Consider the following 19,772-nt stretch of genomic DNA (forward strand, 5'->3'; position numbering starts at 1 on the left):
ACGGCGGGCTCCCCGGTGGGAGCCCGCCGTGAGCACACAGGGCGACACACGGGCGACGTACACAAAGAAGGCGGGCCATCCGATTCGGATGGCCCGCCTTCTCATCTACTGTGGAGCTAAGGAGAATTGAACTCCTGACCTCCTGCATGCCATGCAGGCGCTCTACCAACTGAGCTATAGCCCCTTGCCGGTGCCCCTCCGGGTTTCCCCGGCGGCGAAGCCAACATTACTGGCCCACCGGGCCCAACACCAAATCGATTTCACCTCGTACGGAGATGCCCGCTATGCCGGATTTGCACCGACTCTGCGGGCTCAGGCCGTGACGAACGAATAGAACCGCTTGAGCGTGCAGTGCTCCTCCAGAAGCCGGCCGTAGATCGGCTCCCCCTCCAACTCGCGGTACGTCTCGATCGGGTCGCCTTTTATGATCAGCGCCCGCGCGCATTCCTCGCACCAGTACTGGTAGTCGGGATTGATCGGTTCCATGTCGCGGACGATCGGAGTCCCGCTGCCGCACCAGTCGCACTTCCGCCTGTGTGCACCCATCGATCAGCTCCAGCTGTGGCCGCAGGCCGTGCACACGTAGGAAATCCCGCCGTTGTCGCCGAGCATCTGGGCCACGTGCGCGGATCCACAGGAAGGGCAGCTGAGGCGGGTGGACATGTCCCGTGTGACCGCCGCTTCGAGGAGGTGGTCGACCTCCTCGAGGATGCTCGCAGGCATCGCTACTCCTCCCGTCGGGCCGCGCCCCCTTCCGGCCGTTTGATTCTGCCACGGCCGGACCAATACGGTCAGCGACGCCTCAGTACCAGTCCGGACACGGCACCCGGCGGGGCCGTAGAGGTATACGCCTCAGCGAGCCCGAGTGACTCAAACCGGAGCACGAAAAATCCCGCCCCCTGACCGGGAACGGGATCTTGACGTGGAGCTAAGGAGAATTGAACTCCTGACCTCCTGCATGCCATGCAGGCGCTCTACCAACTGAGCTATAGCCCCTCGCGTCCGTCCCCGCTGGCGGGGCGAACAAGAAGAACTTTAGCCTGCGACCTGCCGGAAAGTGAAATCCGGGGTCAGTCGTCGTCGCCGAGCACCGGTTCCGGCAGGGTGCCGGCGTTGTGCTCCAGCAGGCGCCAGCCGCGGGCGCCTTCGCCGAGCACGGACCAGCAGCAGTTGGAGAGTCCGCCGAGGCTCTCCCAGTGGTGGGGGTCGAGACCGAGGAGGCGGCCGATGGTGGTGCGGATCGTGCCGCCGTGGCTGACCACGACGAGCGTGCCGTCCTCGGGGAGCTTCTCGGCGTGCCGGAGCACCACGGGGGCGGCGCGGTCGGCGACCTCGGTCTCCAGTTCGCCGCCACCGCGGCGGACGGGCTCACCGCGCTTCCACGCGGTGTACTCCTCGCCGTACCGGGCGATGATCTCCTCGTGCGTGAGGCCCTGCCAGGCGCCCGCGTAGGTCTCGCGCAGCGCCTCGTCATAGGTGACGTCGAGGCCGGTGAGCGTGGCCAGCTCGGCGGCCGTGGCGGCGGCACGCCGCAGGTCGGAGGCGACCATCGCGTCCGGCTTCAGCGAGGCGAGCAGCCGGGCGGCGCGACGGGCCTGGGCCAGGCCCGTCTCGGTCAGCTCGACGTCCGTGCTGCCCTGGAAGCGGCGCTCCACGTTCCACGAGGTCTGGCCGTGCCGCCACAGGATGACGCGGCGGCCCCGGCCCTTCGTGGCGGACGCCTCACTGAAGGAGGTCACCGCCAGTCACCGTCCAGTTCCGCCGCCTCCTCGGCCGCGCGCAGCTTGGCGTGCTCCTCGGCCTTGCCGCGGGTGGCCTTGGCCTCCTCGGGCAGTTCGAGCTCGGGGCAGTCCTTCCACAGCCGCTCCAGGGCGTAGAAGACGCGCTCCTCGCTGTGCTGGACGTGGACGACGATGTCGACGTAGTCGAGCAGCACCCAGCGGGCCTCGCGGTCGCCCTCGCGGCGCACCGGCTTGGCGCCGAGCTCCTTCGAGAGGCGCTCCTCGATCTCGTCCACGATCGCCTTGACCTGGCGGTCGTTGGGCGCGGAGGCCAGCAGGAAGGCGTCCGTGATGGACAGCACCTCACTGACGTCGTAGGCGACGATGTCGTGGGCCAGCTTGTCGGCAGCCGCCTGGGCGGCGGTGTTGATCAGCTCGTGAGAGCGGTCGGTCACGGTCACTACAAGGCTTTCGGTCGGCGGACACTTGCCACCAAGGGTCTCACGGACCGCAGCGGGACCCCCACGCGATGACGGAGATCACGTGGGGAGCGCGCTCCCGCCGGCTAGCCGGACGACGGCTTGTAGTCCTGGCCGAGGACCACGGAGACGTCGGCGCTCGCGGAGATCCTGCCCTTGGTGACGGAGCCGGCGGGCAGGCCCAGGGTCTTGGCGACCTCGGCGGCGTTCGCCTTGTCGGCGGCGTCGGCGTAGACGACCTCGGAGGTGGCCTGGGCGGTGCCGGTGCCGCTCTCCAGGAAGGTGAAGCCGCCGTTGAGGAGCACGACGCGGGCCTTCTCGGTGTTGTCCTTGACGCCGGTGGCGTTCTGGACGGCGACGCTGACGGCGGCGTCCTTGTCGGGGCTCTTGGCGGTGCCGCCGAGGACGTTCCTGACCACACCGGCGCTCGCCTGGGCGCTGAGCGTGCCGTCGCTCTGGACGGGCAGCAGGTCGGTCTTGACGTCGCCGCCCTTGGCGAGGTCGGAGAGCCCGGCGAGGAAGGTGCCGAGGTCCTTGTCGGTGAGGGAGGGGTCCAGGATCTGCGCGAGGGTCTGGATGGTGGTCGTCGCGGCCTGCGGGTCGGAGGACATCTTGCGCAGGATGCCCTGCATGACCTGCCCGAAGCGCTCCAGCTGGGCGTTCTGGGCCTCGCCGGGCGCGCGGTAGGTGGCGTAGGCGACCGCCATCTTGCCGCTGAGGGTCTGGTCCTGGCCCTTGTTGACCAGGGGGGCCTCGCCCTCCTTCTTCGCGGCGGGGTCGGGCACGTCGGCGTCGGTGTCGACGTCGATGCTGCCGACGAGGTCGACGAGGTTCTGCAGGTAGGGGGTGTCCAGGCGCCAGGTGCCCTCGATGTCGGTGCCGAGGACCGTGTCGAGTGCGTCGCGGGTGCCGTCGGAGCCGTCGTCCTCGACCGACTTGGCGAGCGTCGTCGTGGTGCCGTCGTCGCTGCTCAGGGCGAGGGAGTTGGGCATCAGGACGGTGGTGCCCCGCTTCGTGGTGGTGTTGTCGACGAGGAGGGCGGTGGAGGTGCCGCCGCCCTTGGTGTCGTGCAGGTGGACGACGATCACGTCGCGCTTCTGGGCGCCCGCGGCCGTCGCGGTGCCGGTCTTGGAGTCGTCGGAGGACAGGCCGGGGAGCTTTCCGGCGTACCAGAGGTAGCCGACGCCGCCGGCCGCGACGAGGGCGAGCACGACCGCCAGGGCGACGATCCGGCTGCGGGCCCGGCGCCGGGCCTCCTCGCGGCGTTCGGTGCGGTTCTCGGTGAACTTCAGCCAGTCGATGACGTCTTCGGAGTTGGCGTCCGGTTCCTCGACGAAGGCGAACTGCTCGGTGTGGTACTCCCGTTGCGGCTCGGCCGGGGCCTCCTGGTCGTGGGCCGGGCCGGCCTGCTGCGGGATGTGGGCGGTCTGCTGCGCGGTCTGTTCGGCGACGAGGGGCTGCCGGCCGGTGGCGCCGGTGGCCGGGGCCTGACCGTAGGGGTCGTGGGGGGCGCCCTGGTGCGAGCCGGTGGCGTACGGGTCATAGGCGCCGTAGGGCGCGGCGGACTGCTGCCGGCCCGTGCCGTAGTCGTAGGCAGGCGGGGACTGCTGCCCCTGCTGCCCGTACGGGTCGTAGCCGTAGCCCTGCTGGTGCTGCTGGGCGTACGGGTCGTACGTCTGCTGCTGGGTCTGGACCTGCCGGTAGACAGGCTGGCCGTACTCGTCGTAGCCGACGAGCTCGTACTGGTCGGCGCCGTGGTCTGCGGCCCCCGCGTCGTATCGGTCGTTCACCGGTGCCCCTCTCGGCTCACTCGCCGCGGTACAGCTCGCGCTTGTCGATATAGCGCACGACGCCGTCCGGCACCAGGTACCAGATGGGGTCGCCCTTGGCGACTCTCGCACGGCAGTCGGTGGAGGAGATGGCCAGAGCGGGAACCTCCACGAGCGAGACACCGCCTTCCGGGAGCCCGGAGTCGTCCAGGTGGTGGCCCGGCCGGGTGGCTCCGATGAAGTGCGCCAGGGAGAACAGCTCCTCGCTGTCCCGCCAGGTGAGGATCTGGGCGAGCGCGTCGGCGCCGGTGATGAAGAACAGGTCCGTGTCGGGGTTGAGCGCGCGCAGGTCGCGCAGGGTGTCCACGGTGTAGGTGGGACCGCCGCGGTCGATGTCGATGCGGCTCACGGAGAACTGCGGGTTCTCGGCGGTCGCGATGACCGTCATCAGGTAGCGGTCCTCGGCCGGGGAGACACTCCGGTGGCTCTTCTGCCAGGGCTGGCCGGTCGGGACGAAGACCACCTCGTCGAGGTGGAACGCCGCGGCGACCTCGCTGGCCGCCACCAGGTGCCCGTGGTGGATCGGGTCGAAGGTGCCGCCCATGACGCCGAGGCGGCGCTTGCCGGGTCGCGACGGGCTCTTTCCGGGGCCGTCGGCACGGCGGGCCACCGCGGAGGCACGGCGGGGCTCCGAGTGTCCCTCGGTGCCGCTCGCCGCGTCCTGTGCCGGGTCGTGCGGCGTCTCGTTCGCCGGGCCGGTAGGCATGTCCTGCTCTCCCATGCGTGCAGACCCTACCGGCCCTGCCTGAGGGCTCCGGCCGCCCCCGTGGTCCCCCGGGCATCCCCGGCGGGATGCCCCGCCGGTCTCAGCGGTCGCGGTTGAAGCGGGTGGTGATCCACAGCAGGAGCAGCAGGATGAAGAGTGCGCCGCCACCGGTGAGGTAGGGGTTGAGGCTCTCGTGGTTTCCGCCGTGCTCCTCGCCCTCGGCGGCGAGGGTGACCAACTGGGCAGCGGTGCTGTGGAAGCTCATCTTCGGCAGGACCTATCGCGTGTGGGCGGGATAAAGACGTCGGCTCATCGTAAGCGGGCGCCCGTTGCGCGATCACCCCGACTCCGCCTGTTCGTACCGCGGGCGGTCGCACGCGCTGCCGCCGGGCCCGGTCCCGGGGGCCCGGCGGGGAACCTTCGGGTGGCCTCAGTCGTCCTTCCGTCTGTAGCCACGCAGCAGGAACCACGCGGTCAGCGCACAGCCCACGATCATCACGAGCAGCACGTACCGCAGCATCCCCGGCCCCCCTTGCCGCTCGGCGGCGCTCGCGGCCTCGGCGAGCCAGGCGGATACGGGGTGGTGCTCCATGGCGGTGGTCTCCTTCGCTGTACTGCCCGACCACCGTAACTCCGCCTAGGCTGGGCTCTGCCTCGGGGAAGCAAAAGGCCGCACAAGGGGCCGCAAAGGTCACACCAGACGCATGGGGGAAGACATGTCCGACGGCCACGAGCACAACGGGCACGAGCACGTGCCGAGCAGGCAGCGCAGGCGCTTCCCCGGGATCTCCTCGCGCACCTACGAGCACCCGGCCGACCGCTCCGCCCTGGTGGCGCTGCGCAAGCTGAGCGGTTTCGACACGGTGTTCAAGGCGCTCAGCGGCCTGCTGCCCGAGCGCAGTCTGCGACTGCTGTTCCTGTCCGACTCGGTACGGGTCTCGGACCAGCAGTTCGCCCATCTGAACGTGATGCTGCGGGACGCCTGCTACGTCCTGGACCTGGAGAAGGTCCCGCCGATGTACGTGAACCAGGACCCACAGCCGAACGCGATGTGCATCGGCCTGGACGAGCCGATCATCGTCGTCACGACGGGCCTCGTCGAGTTGCTGGACGAGGAGGAGATGCGTGCGGTCGTCGGGCACGAGGTGGGGCACGCGTTGTCCGGCCACTCCGTCTACCGGACGATCCTGCTGTTCCTGACGAGCCTCGCCGTCCGGGTCGCCTGGATCCCCCTGGGCAACCTCGCGATCATGGCGATCGTGACCGGGCTGCGGGAGTGGTTCCGCAAGTCGGAGCTGTCGGCGGACCGTGCGGGGCTGCTGGTCGGGCAGGATCTGGAGGCCTCCATGCGGGGCCTGATGAAGATCGCGGGCGGCAACCACCTGCACGAGATGAACGTGGACGCGTTCCTCGCCCAGGCCGAGGAGTACGAGGCCGGGGGCGACCTGCGCGACTCCGTGCTGAAGATCCTGAACGTGCTGCCCCGCTCCCACCCCTTCACCACCGTGCGGGCGGCCGAGCTGAAGAAGTGGGCCGAGTCGCGGGACTACCAGCGGATCATGGACGGCCACTACCCGCGGCGCGACGAGGACAAGGACACCTCGGTCCGGGACTCCTGGCGGGAATCGGCGAACCACTACAGCACCCACGTGAAGAGCTCCAAGGACCCGCTGATGAAGCTGGTCACGGACCTCGCGGGCGGCGCCGGCGACCTGGGCGACCGGGTCCGCCGCGGCTTCGGCGGGTTCAGCAGCCCGTCCCCGAAGCCGCCCCAGGGGCCGGACACGGATGCGTCGCCGGACTCCCCGGGGGACGATCAGCCGCCGCGTAACGAGAGCTAGGCGCTAGGCACCATCAGGGCGCCTGGCGGGCCGCAAAGGCCCTCTCGGGCCCGCCTCACACGCCTCAGACCTTCGGCTGCGCGCTCTTCGCCAGGGAGCCGCACAGGGCCGTCGCGCTGCCCGTGGCGTAGGGATCGGTGCCCGCGGGGCCGCCCTCCTTGGCCGTCTGGCCGGCGAGCAGGGGGCGGAGATGGTTCGTGGAGTCCTCGGCGCAGGACAGAGGACCGGCCTGGACGTAGGAGACGACGAGCTGGGCCTGGTGCAGCCGCAGGTCGTCGCGGTCGAAGCGGAAGTGCAGCTCGCGCCGGAGGGTGAACAGGGACACCTCGTCCTTGTCACCGGCCCCGGCCGCCCGCAGCGCGTACACGAACGTGTGGTCGGCGGTGACCTCGAGCGTGGACGAGTCGGCCTCGGCGGCCTGGAGCGTGCCCTGGACCCGGACCTTGCGGTCGGCGAGCTCGGCGCGCGAGGGGTCGAAGCGGACAAGCCAGCCGGTGGGCGCGTGGCGTCCGTCGGCGGTGGGGCGGGCGAAGCTCTGGTCGAACTGGTCCAGCTGCTCGGAGTCGAGCAGGACCCGGACGGCACGGACCTCGCCGCCCGTGAGCACCTCCGGGTCCAGGGCCGACCGGATGATGTAGTCCTTGGCGGTGGTCAGGGCGCTCACGACCTGGCTGTCGGAGAAGTGCGCGGTGCGCCGCGAGGCGGGCAGCGGCACCCCCTCCGCGCCGGTCTTGAACTGTGCGGCGGGGCTGTGCTCGTACAGGTACGCCGATTCGGCCGTTCCGGGCACCTTCCCCTCGGGAACGAGCGGGATGACGGTCATCCGCAGGGGCTCCATGGGCTCCTGGGCGGCAGGCGTCTGGTAGGGGTGCCGCACTCCCATGTAGATCGCGGTGCCGAAGGCGACGGCGATCAGCAGGACCAGGACCAGCGCCTGCCGGGACAGGCCCCGGCGCAGGGGCGGCCGGCGTCGCACAGCCGGGGCGTGGTCGGCGATGCGCTCCTGCGCGGAGAACTCCTGGAGGCGGGCAGCACGGACGAACGACTCGTCGAAGACGACGGATCGGTACTCGTCCTCGCCACCTCCGGGGGCACCCTCGGGAGTCCCCTCAGGTGGGTTTCCAGGCCCGCCCATATCTTCAGGGTAGGTCGCCGGAAGCTCAGGTAAACGCCCTGCTGCACCACAAGTTCTGACAGGTTCTCACCAAGATGGGCGGGTTCCGGTCAGGGGCTGCGGGGGATCACCGAGACGGCAGGCTGGGAGTAGTCGGCGGAAGCCGAGGGGGTGGCTCCGCCGCCCTGTTCCAGGCCGGTCGTGGCGGGCGGCGGCGCGGGCTCCTCGCGGCTGGAGGACGCACCCCGGTAGACCGCCGTGAAGGCCAGCGCGACCATGCCGATGCCCATCACGAGGGCGAGCACCCAGGCGACCGGGCGGTGCCAGCGGACCTGTTTGGAGTACGGCCCCGCGGCGCCGTAGTGGTCTTCCAGGACGTCGGGGTCGTCCGAACCGTCGAGGTCGGGATCATGGCCGAAATCGCCGGGCCCGTCCGGGCCGTACCCGTCGTCGTACCGCTCGCCTCCGGTGTGGGCGCGGCGCGCCTCCGCCTCGGAGGCCTCGGCTCTCGCCCGTGCCGCGGCCAGGAGGCGCTCCACTGCGGTCGGCTCGTGCACCACGGCCGCGCGTACGAAGGCCTCGTCGAAGACCACGGAGGCGAACTCTTCGTCCGACACCCCGCGGTCGTGATCGTCGTCGGGCTCCCGGCCGTCCGGAAACGGCGTGCCCCCCACGTCCTCCGGCACGAATCCAGAGTAGACCTGGGGGGTCAATTTGGGCAGACGGTATGGAAATTCATCCGCCGGTCGAGACGGCTCCCGCGGAGTTCGCCAGGGCGCACGCCCGGCCGGTCCGCCCCTGCCGCACGCGGATGCGCCGCCTCGCCCGGCCCTGCACATCCATGCGCGAGCCCGCATACCGCCTTACGCCGAACGTGGTCAGCGCCGGATGTGCCCGTCCCCGGTGACGATGTACTTCGTACTGGTCAGCTCCGGCAGGCCCATGGGGCCACGGGCGTGCAGCTTCTGCGTGGAGATGCCGATCTCCGCGCCGAAGCCGAACTGGCCGCCGTCGGTGAAGCGGGTGGAGGCGTTCACGGCGACCGTGGTCGAGTCGACCAGCTGGGTGAAGCGACGTGCGGCCTGCTGGGAGGTCGTCACGATGGCCTCGGTGTGGCCGGAGGTCCACAGCCGGATGTGCTCGACCGCCTTGTCCAGCGAGTCCACGACCGCGGCGGCGATGTCGTACGACAGGTACTCCGTCTCCCAGTCCTCGGCCGTCGCCTCGACGACGGTGGCCTTGGAGTCCTTGGCGTGGGCCTGCACGCGCTCGTCGGCGTGCACGGTGACCCCGGCCTCCGCGAGGGCGTCCAGGGCGCGGGGCAGGAAGTCGTCGGCGATGTCCTGGTGGACCAGCAGGGTCTCGGCGGCGTTGCAGACGCCGACCCGGTGGGCCTTGGAGTTGATCAGGATCTCGACGGCCATGTCGAGGTCGGCCTGGGCGTCGACGTAGACGTGGCAGTTGCCGGTGCCGGTCTCGATGACCGGGACGACGGACTCCTGGACGACCGTGTTGATCAGGGAGGCGCCGCCGCGCGGGATGAGTACGTCGACCAGGCCGCGGGCGCGCATCAGCTCGCGCACGCTGTCGCGGCTCTCCCCGGGGACGAGCTGGACGGCGTCGGCGGGCAGCCCGGCCCCGCCCACGGCGTCGCGCAGGACCCGCACGAGGGCGGTGTTCGACTGGTACGCCGAGGAGGAGCCGCGCAGCAGGACCGCGTTGCCGGACTTCAGGCAGAGCGCGGCGGCGTCGACGGTGACGTTCGGCCGGCCCTCGTAGATGATCCCGACGACGCCGAGCGGCACGCGGACCTGGCGCAGGTCGATGCCGTTGGGCAGCGTGGAGCCGCGGACGACCTCGCCGACCGGGTCGGGCAGGGCGGCGACGTCGCGCACGTCGGAGGCGATGGCGCGAATCCGCTCGGGGGTGAGCGTGAGCCGGTCGATCATGCCCTCGCTGATGCCGGCCTCGCGGGCCTTTGCGACGTCCTTGGCGTTGGCCTCGACGATCTCGCTCGTGCGGACCTCCAGCGCGTCGGCGATGGCGAGCAGCGCGTCGTCCTTGTCGGCCCGGGGCAGCGGCGCGAGGGTCGCGGCGGCGGCCTTGGCGCGGTAGGCGGCCTCGGTGACCGGGGACATGGAGTCATACGGCGAAAGCGTGGTCATGAGGGAAGGGTAGTGCGCCCGGCGGATGCGTTCATCGCGCGTTTCACACCCCGAGACACTTCCCGGACCGGATCAAAAGGGGTGAACTCCGACCGGCGAGGCCGGGGGCGGCCCGTACCCCTCCGCGATGCGCTGGTGGTACGTCGCGCGGTCGATGACCTCCAGGCCCACGATCTCCCAGGGCGGCAGCCCGGCGGTCTGCCGGTGCTCGCCCCACAGGCGCAGGGCGACGGCGGCCGCGTCGTGCAGGTCGCGGGCCTCCTCCCAGTAGCGGATCTCGGCGTGGTCGACCGCGTACCGGCTGGTCAGGAAGAAGGGATGGTCGTGGGCGAGCTGCTCCAGGGCGCGCCGGACCTCCGGCAGCGGGGCCTCCTTGCCGGAGACGCTGAGGGTGACGTGCCACAGGCGCGGGGTGTCACCGGGTTCCTCGCCCCGGAAGCGGTCCCCGGCCGCCACGCTCGTCAGGGCGCGCTCCTCGCCGGCCGCGCGGGAGCCGGCACCACCGTGGGACGCCTGAGTCCCAGGGCGCACTCGTCTCACGACGGCCTCCTTTGCGCTTGGCGCTGCTGCGGAACAGTTCCCTGGGACAAAGTTGAGCAGGCCGCAACGGATCGCGGGGCGGTTTTGCGGAACGTCCACCACCGGGGGCGGACGTTTCGGCGCATTACGGGTGCAGGACCACCAGGTCGTCCCTGTGTACGACCTCGCGTTCGTACGCGGCTCCGAGTTCGCGGGCCAGTTCCCGGGTCGAGCGGCCGATCAGCCGGGGGATCTCCTTGGCGTCGAAGTTGACGAGCCCGCGGGCCACCGCGTGCCCCGCGCCGTCCCGCAGCTCGACCGGGTCGCCGGCGACGAAGTCGCCCTCGACGGCGGCGATCCCGGCCGGCAGCAGCGACTTGCGGCGGTCCACGACGGCCTGGACGGCGCCGTCGTCCAGGGTCAGCGCGCCCTGCGGGGTGGAGGCGTGCTGGAGCCACAGCAGCCGGTCGGCGGAGCGCTTGCCGGTGGGGTGGAAGAAGGTACCGGTGTCCTGACCGGTCAGGGCGTCGGCCGCGTGGACGGCGCTGGTGAGGACGACGGGGACACCGGCGGCGGCCGCGATCCGGGCGGCCTCGACCTTGGTGACCATGCCGCCGGTGCCGACGCCGGCCTTGCCCGTGCTGCCGATCTCGACGTCCGCGAGGTCGGAGGGGCCGCGCACCTCGCCGATGCGGGAGGTGCCGGGCTTGGCGGGGTCTCCGTCGTAGACGCCGTCCACGTCGGACAGCAGGACCAGCAGGTCGGCGTGGACGAGGTGGGCGACGAGGGCGGCGAGCCGGTCGTTGTCGCCGAAGCGGATCTCGTCCGTGGCGACGGTGTCGTTCTCGTTGACGATCGGGAAGGCGCCCATCGCGAGCAGCTTGTCGAGGGTGCGCGAGGCGTTGCGGTGGTGCGAGCGGCGGCTCATGTCGTCGGAGGTCAGCAGCACCTGCCCGACACGGACGCCGTAGCGGGCGAAGGAGGCGGTGTAGCGGGCGACCAGCAGGCCCTGCCCGACGCTGGCGGCGGCCTGCTGCCGGGCGAGGTCCTTGGGGCGGCGGCGCAGGCCCAGTGGGGCGAGGCCGGCGGCGATGGCGCCCGAGGAGACCAGGACGATCTCGCGCTCCCCTCCGCTGCGGACCTTGGCGAGGACATCGACCAGCGCGTCCACACGGTCCGCGTCCAGGCCGCCCGAGGCGGTGGTCAGCGAGGAGGACCCGACCTTGACGACGATCCTGCGGGCCTCGCCCACGGCCTGTCTTGCCCCTGCCACGTCGCCGTCCGTCCCCTCGCGTCGATTCGGTCGCTCACCGGGAAATCTACGGGACGGCCGGGCGGGGTGCGGCGCCGGTCCACGCTACGGACGGTGCCGCCCGCGTCACGGGACGGCAGCCGTCGCCTCCTCCGATCGGCCCCACCCACGACAGGAATGAGATCTTCCGCTACGGTCCGACGGCACGCGCTAGGGCAGCCGTCCCCACACCCCGGCGACCCGCGCGTGTCGTCAGGAGGTCGCCGCGCGTTAACCCGGACGGCCGACCTGCGCCGACCCGACGCTCCTGGAGTGACCGCAGTGCCCGTACCTCTCCCCCGCCCACCGGCCCTCCTCAAGGGGCTGGTCACCGTCGTCCTGGCCGCCGCGTTCGCCGCACAGGCGGCCGCGGCGCTGCTGCCCGATGTCCCGCTGCTGCTCGCCGCGACGGTCGTCTCCCTGGCCACCGAGGGCGCCTTGTACCGGTGGCAGCGGGGGGTGCTGTCGCTGTTCGCCAAGTCGCACGCGGACATCACCGTGCGGCACGTCCTGCGGGACCTGCTGCTGGTCGTGGCCCTGCTGCGGCTGGGCGAGCAGGACCGGGAGACGGTGTACGCCCCGCTGGTGGCGGGGCTGCTCGTCTTCTACGTGCTGCACTGTGCGATCCAGGCGGTCTCCGTGCTGGTGCGCCGCACCCGCACCCTGCCGGTGGTCACCCGGAACATCGACGCCTCGGCGCTGCGGCTGTCCCCGGCCCCGTCGGTACTGCTGCGCCGTCCCGGGCCCCGGCTGCTGGTGTTCGGCCTGCCGGCGACGGCCGGACTGCTGGCCAGCGCACCGGGCGACCGGCCGGTGTACGCGGCCGCGGGTATCGCGCTCTCCCTCGCCCTCGGACTGACCGGTCTCGGCGCGCTGCTCCTGCGGCTGCTGCCGGGCCGTCGGCCGGCGGCCGAGCAGGAGGTGCTCGACTGGTTCGACGCGTGGCTGGCCGCGTACCGGCCGACCGTCGGCCTGTACTTCTCCGGCGGCGCCGCCTCGGCCTACCAGGCGAACATGTGGCTGGAGCCGCTCGCCGCCGGGCCTGCCGGCAGGCCGGTCATCGTGCTGCGCGAGCGGTTCATGGTGCAGAAGATCGCCGCGACGGACATCCCGATCGTGTGCCTGCCGAAGGTGTCGACTCTGATGCGTCTGGAGCACTCCACGCTCCAGGTCCTCATCCACCCGTCGAACTCCGGCAAGACCTCCCAGGTGCTGCGCATCCCCACCATCAAGCACACCTTCGTCAACCACGGCGAGAGCGACAAGCTGTCCTCGTGCAACCCGTACGCGAAGGCGTACGACGAGGTGTGGGTGGCCGGGCCCGCCGCGCGTGAGCGGTACGCGCTGGCCGAGGTCGGGGTCGAGGACAAGGACGTGGTGGAGACGGGCCGCCCGCAACTGGACGGCGTGCTGCCCTACGCGGGCCCGCCGGCCGGGGCCCGGACGACCGTGCTGTACGCGCCGACCTGGGAGGGCTGGGACGGCAACCCCGGCAACACGTCGGTGATCGCGGCCGGCGAGAACCTGGTCCGGGCGCTGCTCGCGGACCCCGGCGTGCGGCTGCTCTACAAGCCGCATCCGCTGACGGGCTCGGTGGACCCGCGCGCGGGCGCGGCCGATCTGCGGATCCGGGAGCTGATCCGGGCGGCCAACCGGGAGCGGACCGGGGTGCGTCCCTCGGACAGCGCGGAACTCACCCGCCGCACCGCCGAGCTGGACCGGCTCACCACGTCGGTCTTCCGGGCCGGGGCCGACACCGTGGAGCGGATGCTGGTGCAGTCGGCGCCGGAGCCGGGCCGCGCGGCGGCGGTGACGCGGGCGACGGCCGCCTGGGAGGAGGCGTACTGGGCCTCGCTGCCGGAGGGCGAGCACCAGATCATCACGGACGCCCGGCCCACGCTGTACTCCTGCTTCAACGTGGCCGACCTGCTGATCAGCGATGTGTCGAGCGTGATCAGCGACTTCCTGGCGAGCGAGAAGCCGTATGCGGTGGCCAACACCAGCGGGCTGCCCGAGGACGCCTTCCGTACGGCGTTCCCGACGGTGGTGGCGGCGACGGTGCTGACGCCCGACGCCGCCGGGGTGCCGGACCTGCTGGAGACGGTCCGGCACCCGGAGCACGACGAACTGGCCGAGGCGCGCGCGGAGCTGAAGCTGCGTCTGCTGGGCCCGGCGGAGCCGTCGTCGCAGGAGCGCTTCAACGAGGCCGTCCGGGCGCTGTGCGGGGAGGCCCGGGACCACCGGGCACGGGTGGCGGAGCGGCTGGCCGCGGAACTGCCCGGCCAGCGCACCGAGACCGCGGTCCCGACCGCACCACGCTGAGCGGCGGCACGCGGGTTCACGCCGCGTGCCGCATTTCCCGGGAGGTCAGCACCCGCCGCGCCTTGCGCACCGCCCGGCGTACGAACGTGTCGACGCCGCCCTCCCGGTAGCCCGGGAAGGCCCGGGCCTCCCGGGGCTCGGCGAGATAGACGAAGTCGGGAACGCCGGCGGCGCGGTCCCGGAAGTGCGGGTAGACCAGGTAGACACGGCGGCCCTTCCTCTCCAGGAGGGCCGCCGCCTGCTTCTTGGCCTTGACGAACTTCACGACGTCCAGCAGCAGGTCGGGGCGCTGCTCGGCGACCAGGTGCAGCCGCAGCCGCTCGTGGACCTTGAGGCGCTGGGCGACGCCCTCGGTCCAGTAGGTGTCCATCAGCGGCTCGGCCAGCTCGAACTTGTGCCGGCGTATCTCCTCGCTGTCCGAGAGGTACTTGGGCCCGAACTGCGGCAGCAGCGTGACGAGGAAGGGCCGGACCATCAGCTGGTCACGCCGGCCGCCCGCGGGGACGAGATCGGCGATGAGGTCCATCAGGGCCCGCGCGGAGTCAAAGCGCAGTGTGTAACTGCCGCTCTTCGTCACGTGCTTGCCGTCGTCGCGGCCGACCAGGTAGTAGCAGGTGTGGTCGGCGACCACGGAGACGCCGTCCGCCCGCAGATACGCCTCCATGGTGAACAGCGCGTCCTCGCCGGTGAACAGCGACTCGTCGAAGCGCATGCCGTGCCGGTCCAGCAGAGCGCGGCGGAACAGCTTCTGCGCGCTGAGCGTGAACTTGATGTTGGAGGAGAAGACGTCCGTCCGCTCCACCGTCTTGCCCCACATGGACTTCGGCGCCGAGCGGTTGACGCCCTCGACCTTGCCGAGCACCACGTCCGTGCCGGCGCGGTCGGCCATGGTGACCATCCGCTCCAGGGCCTCGGGGCCCAGCCGGTCGTCGGCGTCGAGGAAGAAGACGTAGCGCCCGCCGGCCTTGCCGAGGCCGACGTTGCGCGGGCCGCTGGGGCCGCCGGAGTTCTCCTGCCGGATCACCAGGACGTGCATGGGAGCCCGCTCGGCGAACTCCTCCAGGTACTCGCCGGTTCCGTCCGTCGAGCCGTCGTCCACCGCGATGACCTCGACGCGCGTCGGATCGATGGTCTGTGCCTCGACGGACGCGAGGCACTCGATCAGATACGGCATCGCTTCGTACGCCCCGATGATCACACTCACATCAGGCTGCGTCACGGTCACGTTTCCCCCTAGTCAATGGGATATTCCCCCCGTATCGCCTCATTCGCTACTTGGTAGACGGGTGATCGAGGCAAGCGGTTGCCTCGCACACAGGTGTTAGTGGGACACGTCACACAGTGGACCGACAGGGCAGGGGAAGCAGAAAGAGTTCGGCCCCGAGGAGAAGCTCCTCGGGGCCGAACTCTTCGGTCAGTGACGGCAGTTCAGCCCGTGCCGACACCGTCCGTGTCGCCGGCGGTGGACACCCGCTGCCCGGGCACGGCGTTCGCCAGCTCGGCCTCGGCGCCCGCGGCCGCCACCCGTGACTCCTGCCCGACGTTGCGCGTCTCGGCCTTGAGGGCGAGGTTCGCGACGGCGGTGTTGAACTGCTCGAGGGAGGTCGGCTCGTCCGGGCCCAGCAGGTACTGCTTGAGCTCCTTGCGGTCCTCGGCCAGCGGGTCGGCGTCCGGGGCGCGGACCGCGCCGAGCAGCTCGCCCAGCTCGGACGCGCTGTTGGACAGGATCACCGCGGCACGCACGGCCGTGTTGTTCCGCTTGAACTCCTCGACGCCCACCTCGGCGGAGTCCGTGACCGCGTAGGGCTTGCCGCTCGCGATGAAGTCGGACACCACGCTGGAGATGTCGGAGACCATCGCGTCGGAGACGTTGAAGCAGTCGTACAGCCGCGGCTCGGCGCCGGTGATGACGCGGTGCTCCCAGGACGGGAAGGAACGCCAGTAGGCGTCGTTCCACTCGGCGCGCAGCCGGGCGGCCTCCTCGTGCCGGGCGACGTCGACCAGCCCGTCACGGGTGGCCACGGCCTCGTCGCCGCGGTCCCCGCCGGAGCCGGACAGCTGCGCGAGCCGGGCCTCGATCCGCTCCAGCTCGGCCTTGGCCTGCGCCTGGGCTGCGGTGTCGGCGATGAACCGCGTGTTGATGGCGCGCTCCGCGGCGGCCTTCTGCACCAGCGCGGTGATCCGCCGGTGCGCGGCGCCGGCCTCCTTGCTGACGGTGCCGGTGAAGGGGTGCGGCTTGTACAGGACACGGACCGGCGGGTCGGCCGCGACCAGCTTCCGCACGATGTTCTCGCCGGCCAGCACGATCGAGGTGTTGCCCGGGTTGCCGTCCCAGCCCTCCCAGGTGGGGGCGTACAGCACGGTCGGGCAGCGTCCATCAGCGGCTCCGCCGCGGGGCCCCTCGGGCACGCCCTGCCAGGTCTGGATCGGGGCGAGCTGCGGGCGGCCGACCTCGACGATGTCGTCGTCGCGGACACCGACGTCGGCGATGGCGTAGCGGTCGCGGCCCGCGCGGCCGGCCGTCCACACCTCGTCGTAGACCTTGCTGTACGGGTTGACGCTGGCGAGCTTGTCGCTGTCGCCGTGGCCGATGAAGACGTGCTTGATGGTGGGCACGCGCAGCATGTGGATGTTCTTGCCGACGTTGGCCGCGTAGAGCGCGACGCGCACCGTGGACAGGTCCAGATTCATCAGGTGCACCCCTCCGGGCACGCAGATGACGGGAACCGTGGTGGGCGCCAGGTTGTTCAGGATGGCCCGCTCACGCAGGATGATCAGCGGCTTGGACTCCAGCTTCTCCATGGTGTCGAGCCACATGTTGACCTGGTAGGCGGAGTCCTTCGAACCGGAGAAGTACAGGACCGTCTCCGGCTTGTACTCGCCCAGCCAGTCGTCGACGGCGGCCAGGACCTTCTCGGCCTTCGGCGGGATCCTGCGGCCGCGCACGTACGGCACGAGCGCCAGGACGTACAGGGTGGCCAGGGCCACCGTGACGCCGATGCCGACGAAGCCGATCAGGGCCGACTTCACCTGCGCGGCGAGCAGGATGCCGGCGACCGCGAAGAGGTCGAGGTGGAGCATCTTCTCGGCGGAGCGGTGCAGCAGCTTGCGCGGCGGGGCGTCCGGGATGCGGATGCGCGACTTCAGGTCGACGTTACGGGTGGCGACCGGCATGCGGCGGCGGTTGCGTATCAGCTGGACCAGCGCGCCGTGCGGGGCCTGGAGACCGTAGAAGGCGATGAAGCAGGCGATCGCCCCGTAGTAGATCAGGTTGTCCGCCAGGGACAGCCGGGCCAGCAGCAGGACGAGGAGCAGCTGCCGGATCAGGAAGCGGATCGACAGGCCGGCCCGCACCTTGCCGAGGCGGTTGATCAGGTAGCTGCCCTTGCGGTGCAGATAGTGGTCCGCCAGGTACGTCACGGCGGCCGCTGCCGCGAAGGCGGGAACGCTCGGGACGAGCGCGGCCAGCATGAGGGCGGGGAAGCCCGCCACCATGAGGACCGCCGCGGCCAGCTCGGCCGCGCTGCCCACCCGGGCGACGCGAATAGCGGTGGATATCACGGAGAAACCTGCTCTTGGGAGGGGTGTGCCGGTCTTGGTTCGAAATGCGGCTGGTCTGTGAATATTCGCGAGACTGTATGGATTCAGGCCCCTGCGAACACTCCTGTCGACGAAACCCGTTAACAGGAGGGCGCAGAGGCCTGAATTACTGAAGTCTATTTGGCGCCAATTATTACACGCCGTCCTGCCGGTCCAGCACCGTGGCCAGCGCCTGCTCGAAGCCGGAGGCCCGGGCCGCGCCGGCCGTCGGGTCCTGCTGGCGGACGTCGATGACGTGGCCGGTCAGCTCGGAGAGCAGCACGTCGAGCGAGGTGCGGGCCACGGCCTCGGAGGACAGCAGGGAGCCGGAGGGCTCCTGGCCGAACGCCTTGGTGCGCATGGGGGTGGCGGTGCGCTCGGGGTTGATGCAGTTGACGCGAACGCCGTCGCCGGCCCACTCGTCGGACAGCGCCTGGGTGAGGTTCACCATGGCGGCCTTGGTGGAGGAGTACAGGCTGTACTCGGCGCGGCCGCGGGTGTAGCTGCTGGAGGTGTAGAGCAGCAGCTGGCCCTTGGTCTCCGACAGGTACTTGTAGGAGGACCGGGCGATCTGCACCGGGGCCAGGTAGTTGACCTTCAGCGCCTCTTCGATGGTGGCGTTGTCGGTCTCGGCGAGCTTGCCTATGCGCAGCACGCCGGCGGTGTTGACCACGTAGTCGATGCGGCCGGTCTCGCCGTACGCCTTGGACAGGGCGTCGTCGACCTCCTCCGGGTTCTCCACGTGGGTGCCGGTGGTGGAGCGGCCGAGGGCGTAGACCTTGGCGCCGTAGGACTCGGCGAGCTCGGCGATGTCCTTGCCGATGCCGTAGCTGCCGCCGAAGACGACCATGGTCTTGCCGGTCAGCAGCTCGCGGTAGGCCTCCTCGGAAACCTGCTCGGGCGCGGCCGTGGAGGCGAGCTGGAAGAGCTTGTCGGCGATGAAGACGTCGACGGGCTGGGTGACCTTCATGTTGTACTCGTCACCCGCGACGACGTGGATCGGCACGTCCGGCAGGTACTTGAGCACGACCGAGCAGTCGTCGGTGGCCTGGAAATTGGGGTCACCGGCGGCGACCTCGTAGGCCCGCTTGATCGTGGACAGCTTGAAGGCCTGCGGCGTCTGGCCGCGGCGCAGCCGGGAGCGGTCCGGGATCTCGGTGATGAACTCGCCGTCCTCGCCGTGCGTGCGCGTGACGATGATGGTGTCCGCGGACGGGATGGCCACGTCGACGGCCTGGAAGCGCTCCAGCGCGACGACGCAGTCGTCGATGACGCGCTGCGACAGCAGCGGGCGCACGGCGTCGTGGAAGAGGACGTTGGCGTCCTCGCCCTCGGCCAGGCCCTCGCCCAGCGCGGCGATGGCGCGCTCGGTGGTCTCGTTCCGTGTGGCGCCGCCCTCGATGATCTTCGAGACCTTCTGGAATCCGGCCTTCGCGACGATCTTCTCGATGTCGGGCACATAGCCCGGCGCCATCAGCACGATGATGTCGTCGATCGCGTCGGTGTTCTCGAAGGTGGTCAGCGTGTGCTCGATGACTGCCTTGCCGGCGATCTTCAGCAGCTGCTTGGGGATCGACAGACCCACGCGCTGGCCGGTGCCACCGGCCAGGATCACTGCGGTGGTACGGGGCTTGGCTATGTGCTGGGACACAGAGGACCTACCTTGGGGCGACAGGGAACTCGGAAATGGTCCCACTTGTGGTTACCGCAATGCAAGGTGAGCGCCCTCCACCGCATATGTGCGCGCAACCTCTCATTCACCTCCCACTCCTGGTGATTGGTGAGACGGCCGAGCGGGCCCCGCGAAATGCGCTGTGAGTAACTGCACAGAAGCTCAGCGACAGGGGAGCCGCTCGGAGCAGCGGTGACCGAGGACCCTCACGGGTTCCTTGGACGATGTCCGGTGCACGGTACGCGCTTTGAGGGTGCCCCGCGCACCACGCCCGCCGCACGCGGCGCCGGGTACGGGGGCCGCGCTGTGCGGATCCATCCGTCCCGGGGCGCCGGGCGGCACGCGTTCTTCATGGGTCCGGCCGTGAATACGGCTCGCCCGGCCGCTCATTGCCGGGGAATTCCCGGTCAAGATTCCGCAGCATTTCGGTCTCGGCGAGAGCAATACGCCGCGAGACCGGGTCGGACTTCTCACACGGCTCGCACGTCCCGTACGACGACGAAGAGCCCAGGACTCCGAGGAGTCCGGGCTCAT

Annotated in this window: 18 protein-coding genes and 2 tRNA genes; 2 read left to right on the forward strand and 18 right to left on the reverse strand. The window is 70.7% G+C overall.

Features of this window, described 5'->3' with window-relative positions; genetic code table 11:
* Positions 1 to 111 precede the first annotated feature (111 nt).
* From CEB94_RS13720 to CEB94_RS13765, 10 genes are all read right to left on the reverse strand, one after another.
* A tRNA-Ala gene (locus CEB94_RS13720) sits at positions 112 to 184 on the reverse strand.
* Between the two features lie 128 nt (positions 185 to 312).
* Positions 313 to 546, reverse strand: coding sequence for a hypothetical protein (locus tag CEB94_RS13725; protein WP_006136074.1), 234 nt, complete (start codon positions 544 to 546; stop codon positions 313 to 315).
* Positions 547 to 549: 3 nt separating this feature from the next.
* Positions 550 to 723, reverse strand: coding sequence for an IS1 family transposase (locus CEB94_RS13730; protein ID WP_175432499.1), 174 nt, complete (start codon positions 721 to 723; stop codon positions 550 to 552).
* Positions 724 to 923: 200 nt separating this feature from the next.
* Positions 924 to 996, reverse strand: a tRNA-Ala gene (locus tag CEB94_RS13735).
* A gap of 74 nt (positions 997 to 1,070) precedes the next feature.
* On the reverse strand, positions 1,071 to 1,739 hold the full coding sequence (locus CEB94_RS13740; protein ID WP_175432500.1) for a histidine phosphatase family protein: 669 nt from the start codon (positions 1,737 to 1,739) through the stop codon (positions 1,071 to 1,073).
* Entirely contained in the window at positions 1,736 to 2,182 is a 447-nt protein-coding gene (rsfS, locus tag CEB94_RS13745; protein ID WP_031130930.1) for a ribosome silencing factor, read from the reverse strand. Before rsfS ends, CEB94_RS13740 begins: the two co-directional genes overlap by 4 nt.
* A 104-nt stretch (positions 2,183 to 2,286) precedes the next feature.
* Positions 2,287 to 3,990, reverse strand: coding sequence for an LCP family protein (locus CEB94_RS13750; RefSeq protein WP_175432501.1), 1,704 nt, complete (start codon positions 3,988 to 3,990; stop codon positions 2,287 to 2,289).
* A gap of 16 nt (positions 3,991 to 4,006) precedes the next feature.
* Positions 4,007 to 4,750, reverse strand: coding sequence for a nicotinate-nucleotide adenylyltransferase (gene nadD, locus CEB94_RS13755; RefSeq protein ID WP_175432502.1), 744 nt, complete (start codon positions 4,748 to 4,750; stop codon positions 4,007 to 4,009).
* Between the two features lie 85 nt (positions 4,751 to 4,835).
* Positions 4,836 to 5,000: a hypothetical protein gene (locus tag CEB94_RS13760; protein WP_175432503.1), complete on the reverse strand. Its 165-nt coding sequence runs from the start codon at positions 4,998 to 5,000 to the stop codon at positions 4,836 to 4,838.
* 165 nt (positions 5,001 to 5,165) lie between these two features.
* The gene (locus CEB94_RS13765; protein ID WP_175432504.1) at positions 5,166 to 5,327 is read right to left on the reverse strand and encodes a hypothetical protein; all 162 of its coding nucleotides are present in this window, start codon (positions 5,325 to 5,327) and stop codon (positions 5,166 to 5,168) included.
* Positions 5,328 to 5,451: 124 nt separating this feature from the next.
* Here CEB94_RS13765 and CEB94_RS13770 point away from each other — a divergent pair, with 124 nt between their 5' ends.
* The gene (locus CEB94_RS13770) at positions 5,452 to 6,576 is read left to right on the forward strand and encodes a M48 family metallopeptidase (RefSeq protein ID WP_175436990.1); all 1,125 of its coding nucleotides are present in this window, start codon (positions 5,452 to 5,454) and stop codon (positions 6,574 to 6,576) included.
* Between the two features lie 64 nt (positions 6,577 to 6,640).
* On the opposite strand, the gene CEB94_RS13775 is transcribed toward CEB94_RS13770, so the two are convergent.
* From CEB94_RS13775 to proB, 5 genes are all read right to left on the reverse strand, one after another.
* Positions 6,641 to 7,711, reverse strand: a complete 1,071-nt coding sequence (locus CEB94_RS13775; RefSeq protein WP_175432505.1) for an SCO2583 family membrane protein — start codon at positions 7,709 to 7,711, stop codon at positions 6,641 to 6,643.
* A gap of 89 nt (positions 7,712 to 7,800) precedes the next feature.
* The gene (locus tag CEB94_RS13780) at positions 7,801 to 8,376 is read right to left on the reverse strand and encodes an SCO2584 family spore wall biosynthesis protein (RefSeq protein WP_455568353.1); all 576 of its coding nucleotides are present in this window, start codon (positions 8,374 to 8,376) and stop codon (positions 7,801 to 7,803) included.
* 192 nt (positions 8,377 to 8,568) lie between these two features.
* On the reverse strand, positions 8,569 to 9,855 hold the full coding sequence (locus tag CEB94_RS13785) for a glutamate-5-semialdehyde dehydrogenase (protein WP_175432507.1): 1,287 nt from the start codon (positions 9,853 to 9,855) through the stop codon (positions 8,569 to 8,571).
* 72 nt (positions 9,856 to 9,927) lie between these two features.
* Positions 9,928 to 10,386, reverse strand: a complete 459-nt coding sequence (locus CEB94_RS13790) for a hypothetical protein (protein WP_175436992.1) — start codon at positions 10,384 to 10,386, stop codon at positions 9,928 to 9,930.
* A gap of 133 nt (positions 10,387 to 10,519) precedes the next feature.
* Entirely contained in the window at positions 10,520 to 11,626 is a 1,107-nt protein-coding gene (gene proB / locus CEB94_RS13795; protein WP_175436991.1) for a glutamate 5-kinase, read from the reverse strand.
* Between the two features lie 321 nt (positions 11,627 to 11,947).
* On the opposite strand from proB, the gene CEB94_RS13800 reads away from it, so the two are divergent.
* Complete coding sequence (locus tag CEB94_RS13800; RefSeq protein ID WP_175432508.1) at positions 11,948 to 13,987, forward strand: hypothetical protein; 2,040 nt, start codon at positions 11,948 to 11,950, stop codon at positions 13,985 to 13,987.
* 16 nt (positions 13,988 to 14,003) lie between these two features.
* Here CEB94_RS13800 and CEB94_RS13805 read toward each other — a convergent pair whose 3' ends face one another.
* The 3 genes from CEB94_RS13805 to CEB94_RS13815 form a co-directional block, all read right to left on the reverse strand.
* On the reverse strand, positions 14,004 to 15,212 hold the full coding sequence (locus CEB94_RS13805; protein WP_175432509.1) for a glycosyltransferase family 2 protein: 1,209 nt from the start codon (positions 15,210 to 15,212) through the stop codon (positions 14,004 to 14,006).
* 203 nt (positions 15,213 to 15,415) lie between these two features.
* The gene (locus CEB94_RS13810) at positions 15,416 to 17,548 is read right to left on the reverse strand and encodes a CDP-glycerol glycerophosphotransferase family protein (RefSeq protein WP_246111789.1); all 2,133 of its coding nucleotides are present in this window, start codon (positions 17,546 to 17,548) and stop codon (positions 15,416 to 15,418) included.
* A gap of 172 nt (positions 17,549 to 17,720) precedes the next feature.
* Positions 17,721 to 19,217, reverse strand: a complete 1,497-nt coding sequence (locus tag CEB94_RS13815; protein WP_175432510.1) for a bifunctional cytidylyltransferase/SDR family oxidoreductase — start codon at positions 19,215 to 19,217, stop codon at positions 17,721 to 17,723.
* Positions 19,218 to 19,772: the final 555 nt, after the last annotated feature.

Source organism: Streptomyces hawaiiensis, assembly GCF_004803895.1.
Taxonomy (GTDB): Bacteria; Actinomycetota; Actinomycetes; order Streptomycetales; family Streptomycetaceae; genus Streptomyces; species Streptomyces hawaiiensis.

Coding starts and splice junctions, on each gene's coding strand:
- CEB94_RS13725 (WP_006136074.1), bottom strand. CDS start 546: ATGGGTGCACACAGGCGGAAGTGCGACTGGTGCGGCAGCGGGACTCCG.
- CEB94_RS13730 (WP_175432499.1), bottom strand. CDS start 723: ATGCCTGCGAGCATCCTCGAGGAGGTCGACCACCTCCTCGAAGCGGCG.
- nadD (WP_175432502.1), bottom strand. CDS start 4,750: ATGGGAGAGCAGGACATGCCTACCGGCCCGGCGAACGAGACGCCGCAC.
- CEB94_RS13760 (WP_175432503.1), bottom strand. CDS start 5,000: ATGAGCTTCCACAGCACCGCTGCCCAGTTGGTCACCCTCGCCGCCGAG.
- CEB94_RS13765 (WP_175432504.1), bottom strand. CDS start 5,327: ATGGAGCACCACCCCGTATCCGCCTGGCTCGCCGAGGCCGCGAGCGCC.
- CEB94_RS13770 (WP_175436990.1), top strand. CDS start 5,452: ATGTCCGACGGCCACGAGCACAACGGGCACGAGCACGTGCCGAGCAGG.
- CEB94_RS13775 (WP_175432505.1), bottom strand. CDS start 7,711: ATGGGCGGGCCTGGAAACCCACCTGAGGGGACTCCCGAGGGTGCCCCC.
- CEB94_RS13785 (WP_175432507.1), bottom strand. CDS start 9,855: ATGACCACGCTTTCGCCGTATGACTCCATGTCCCCGGTCACCGAGGCC.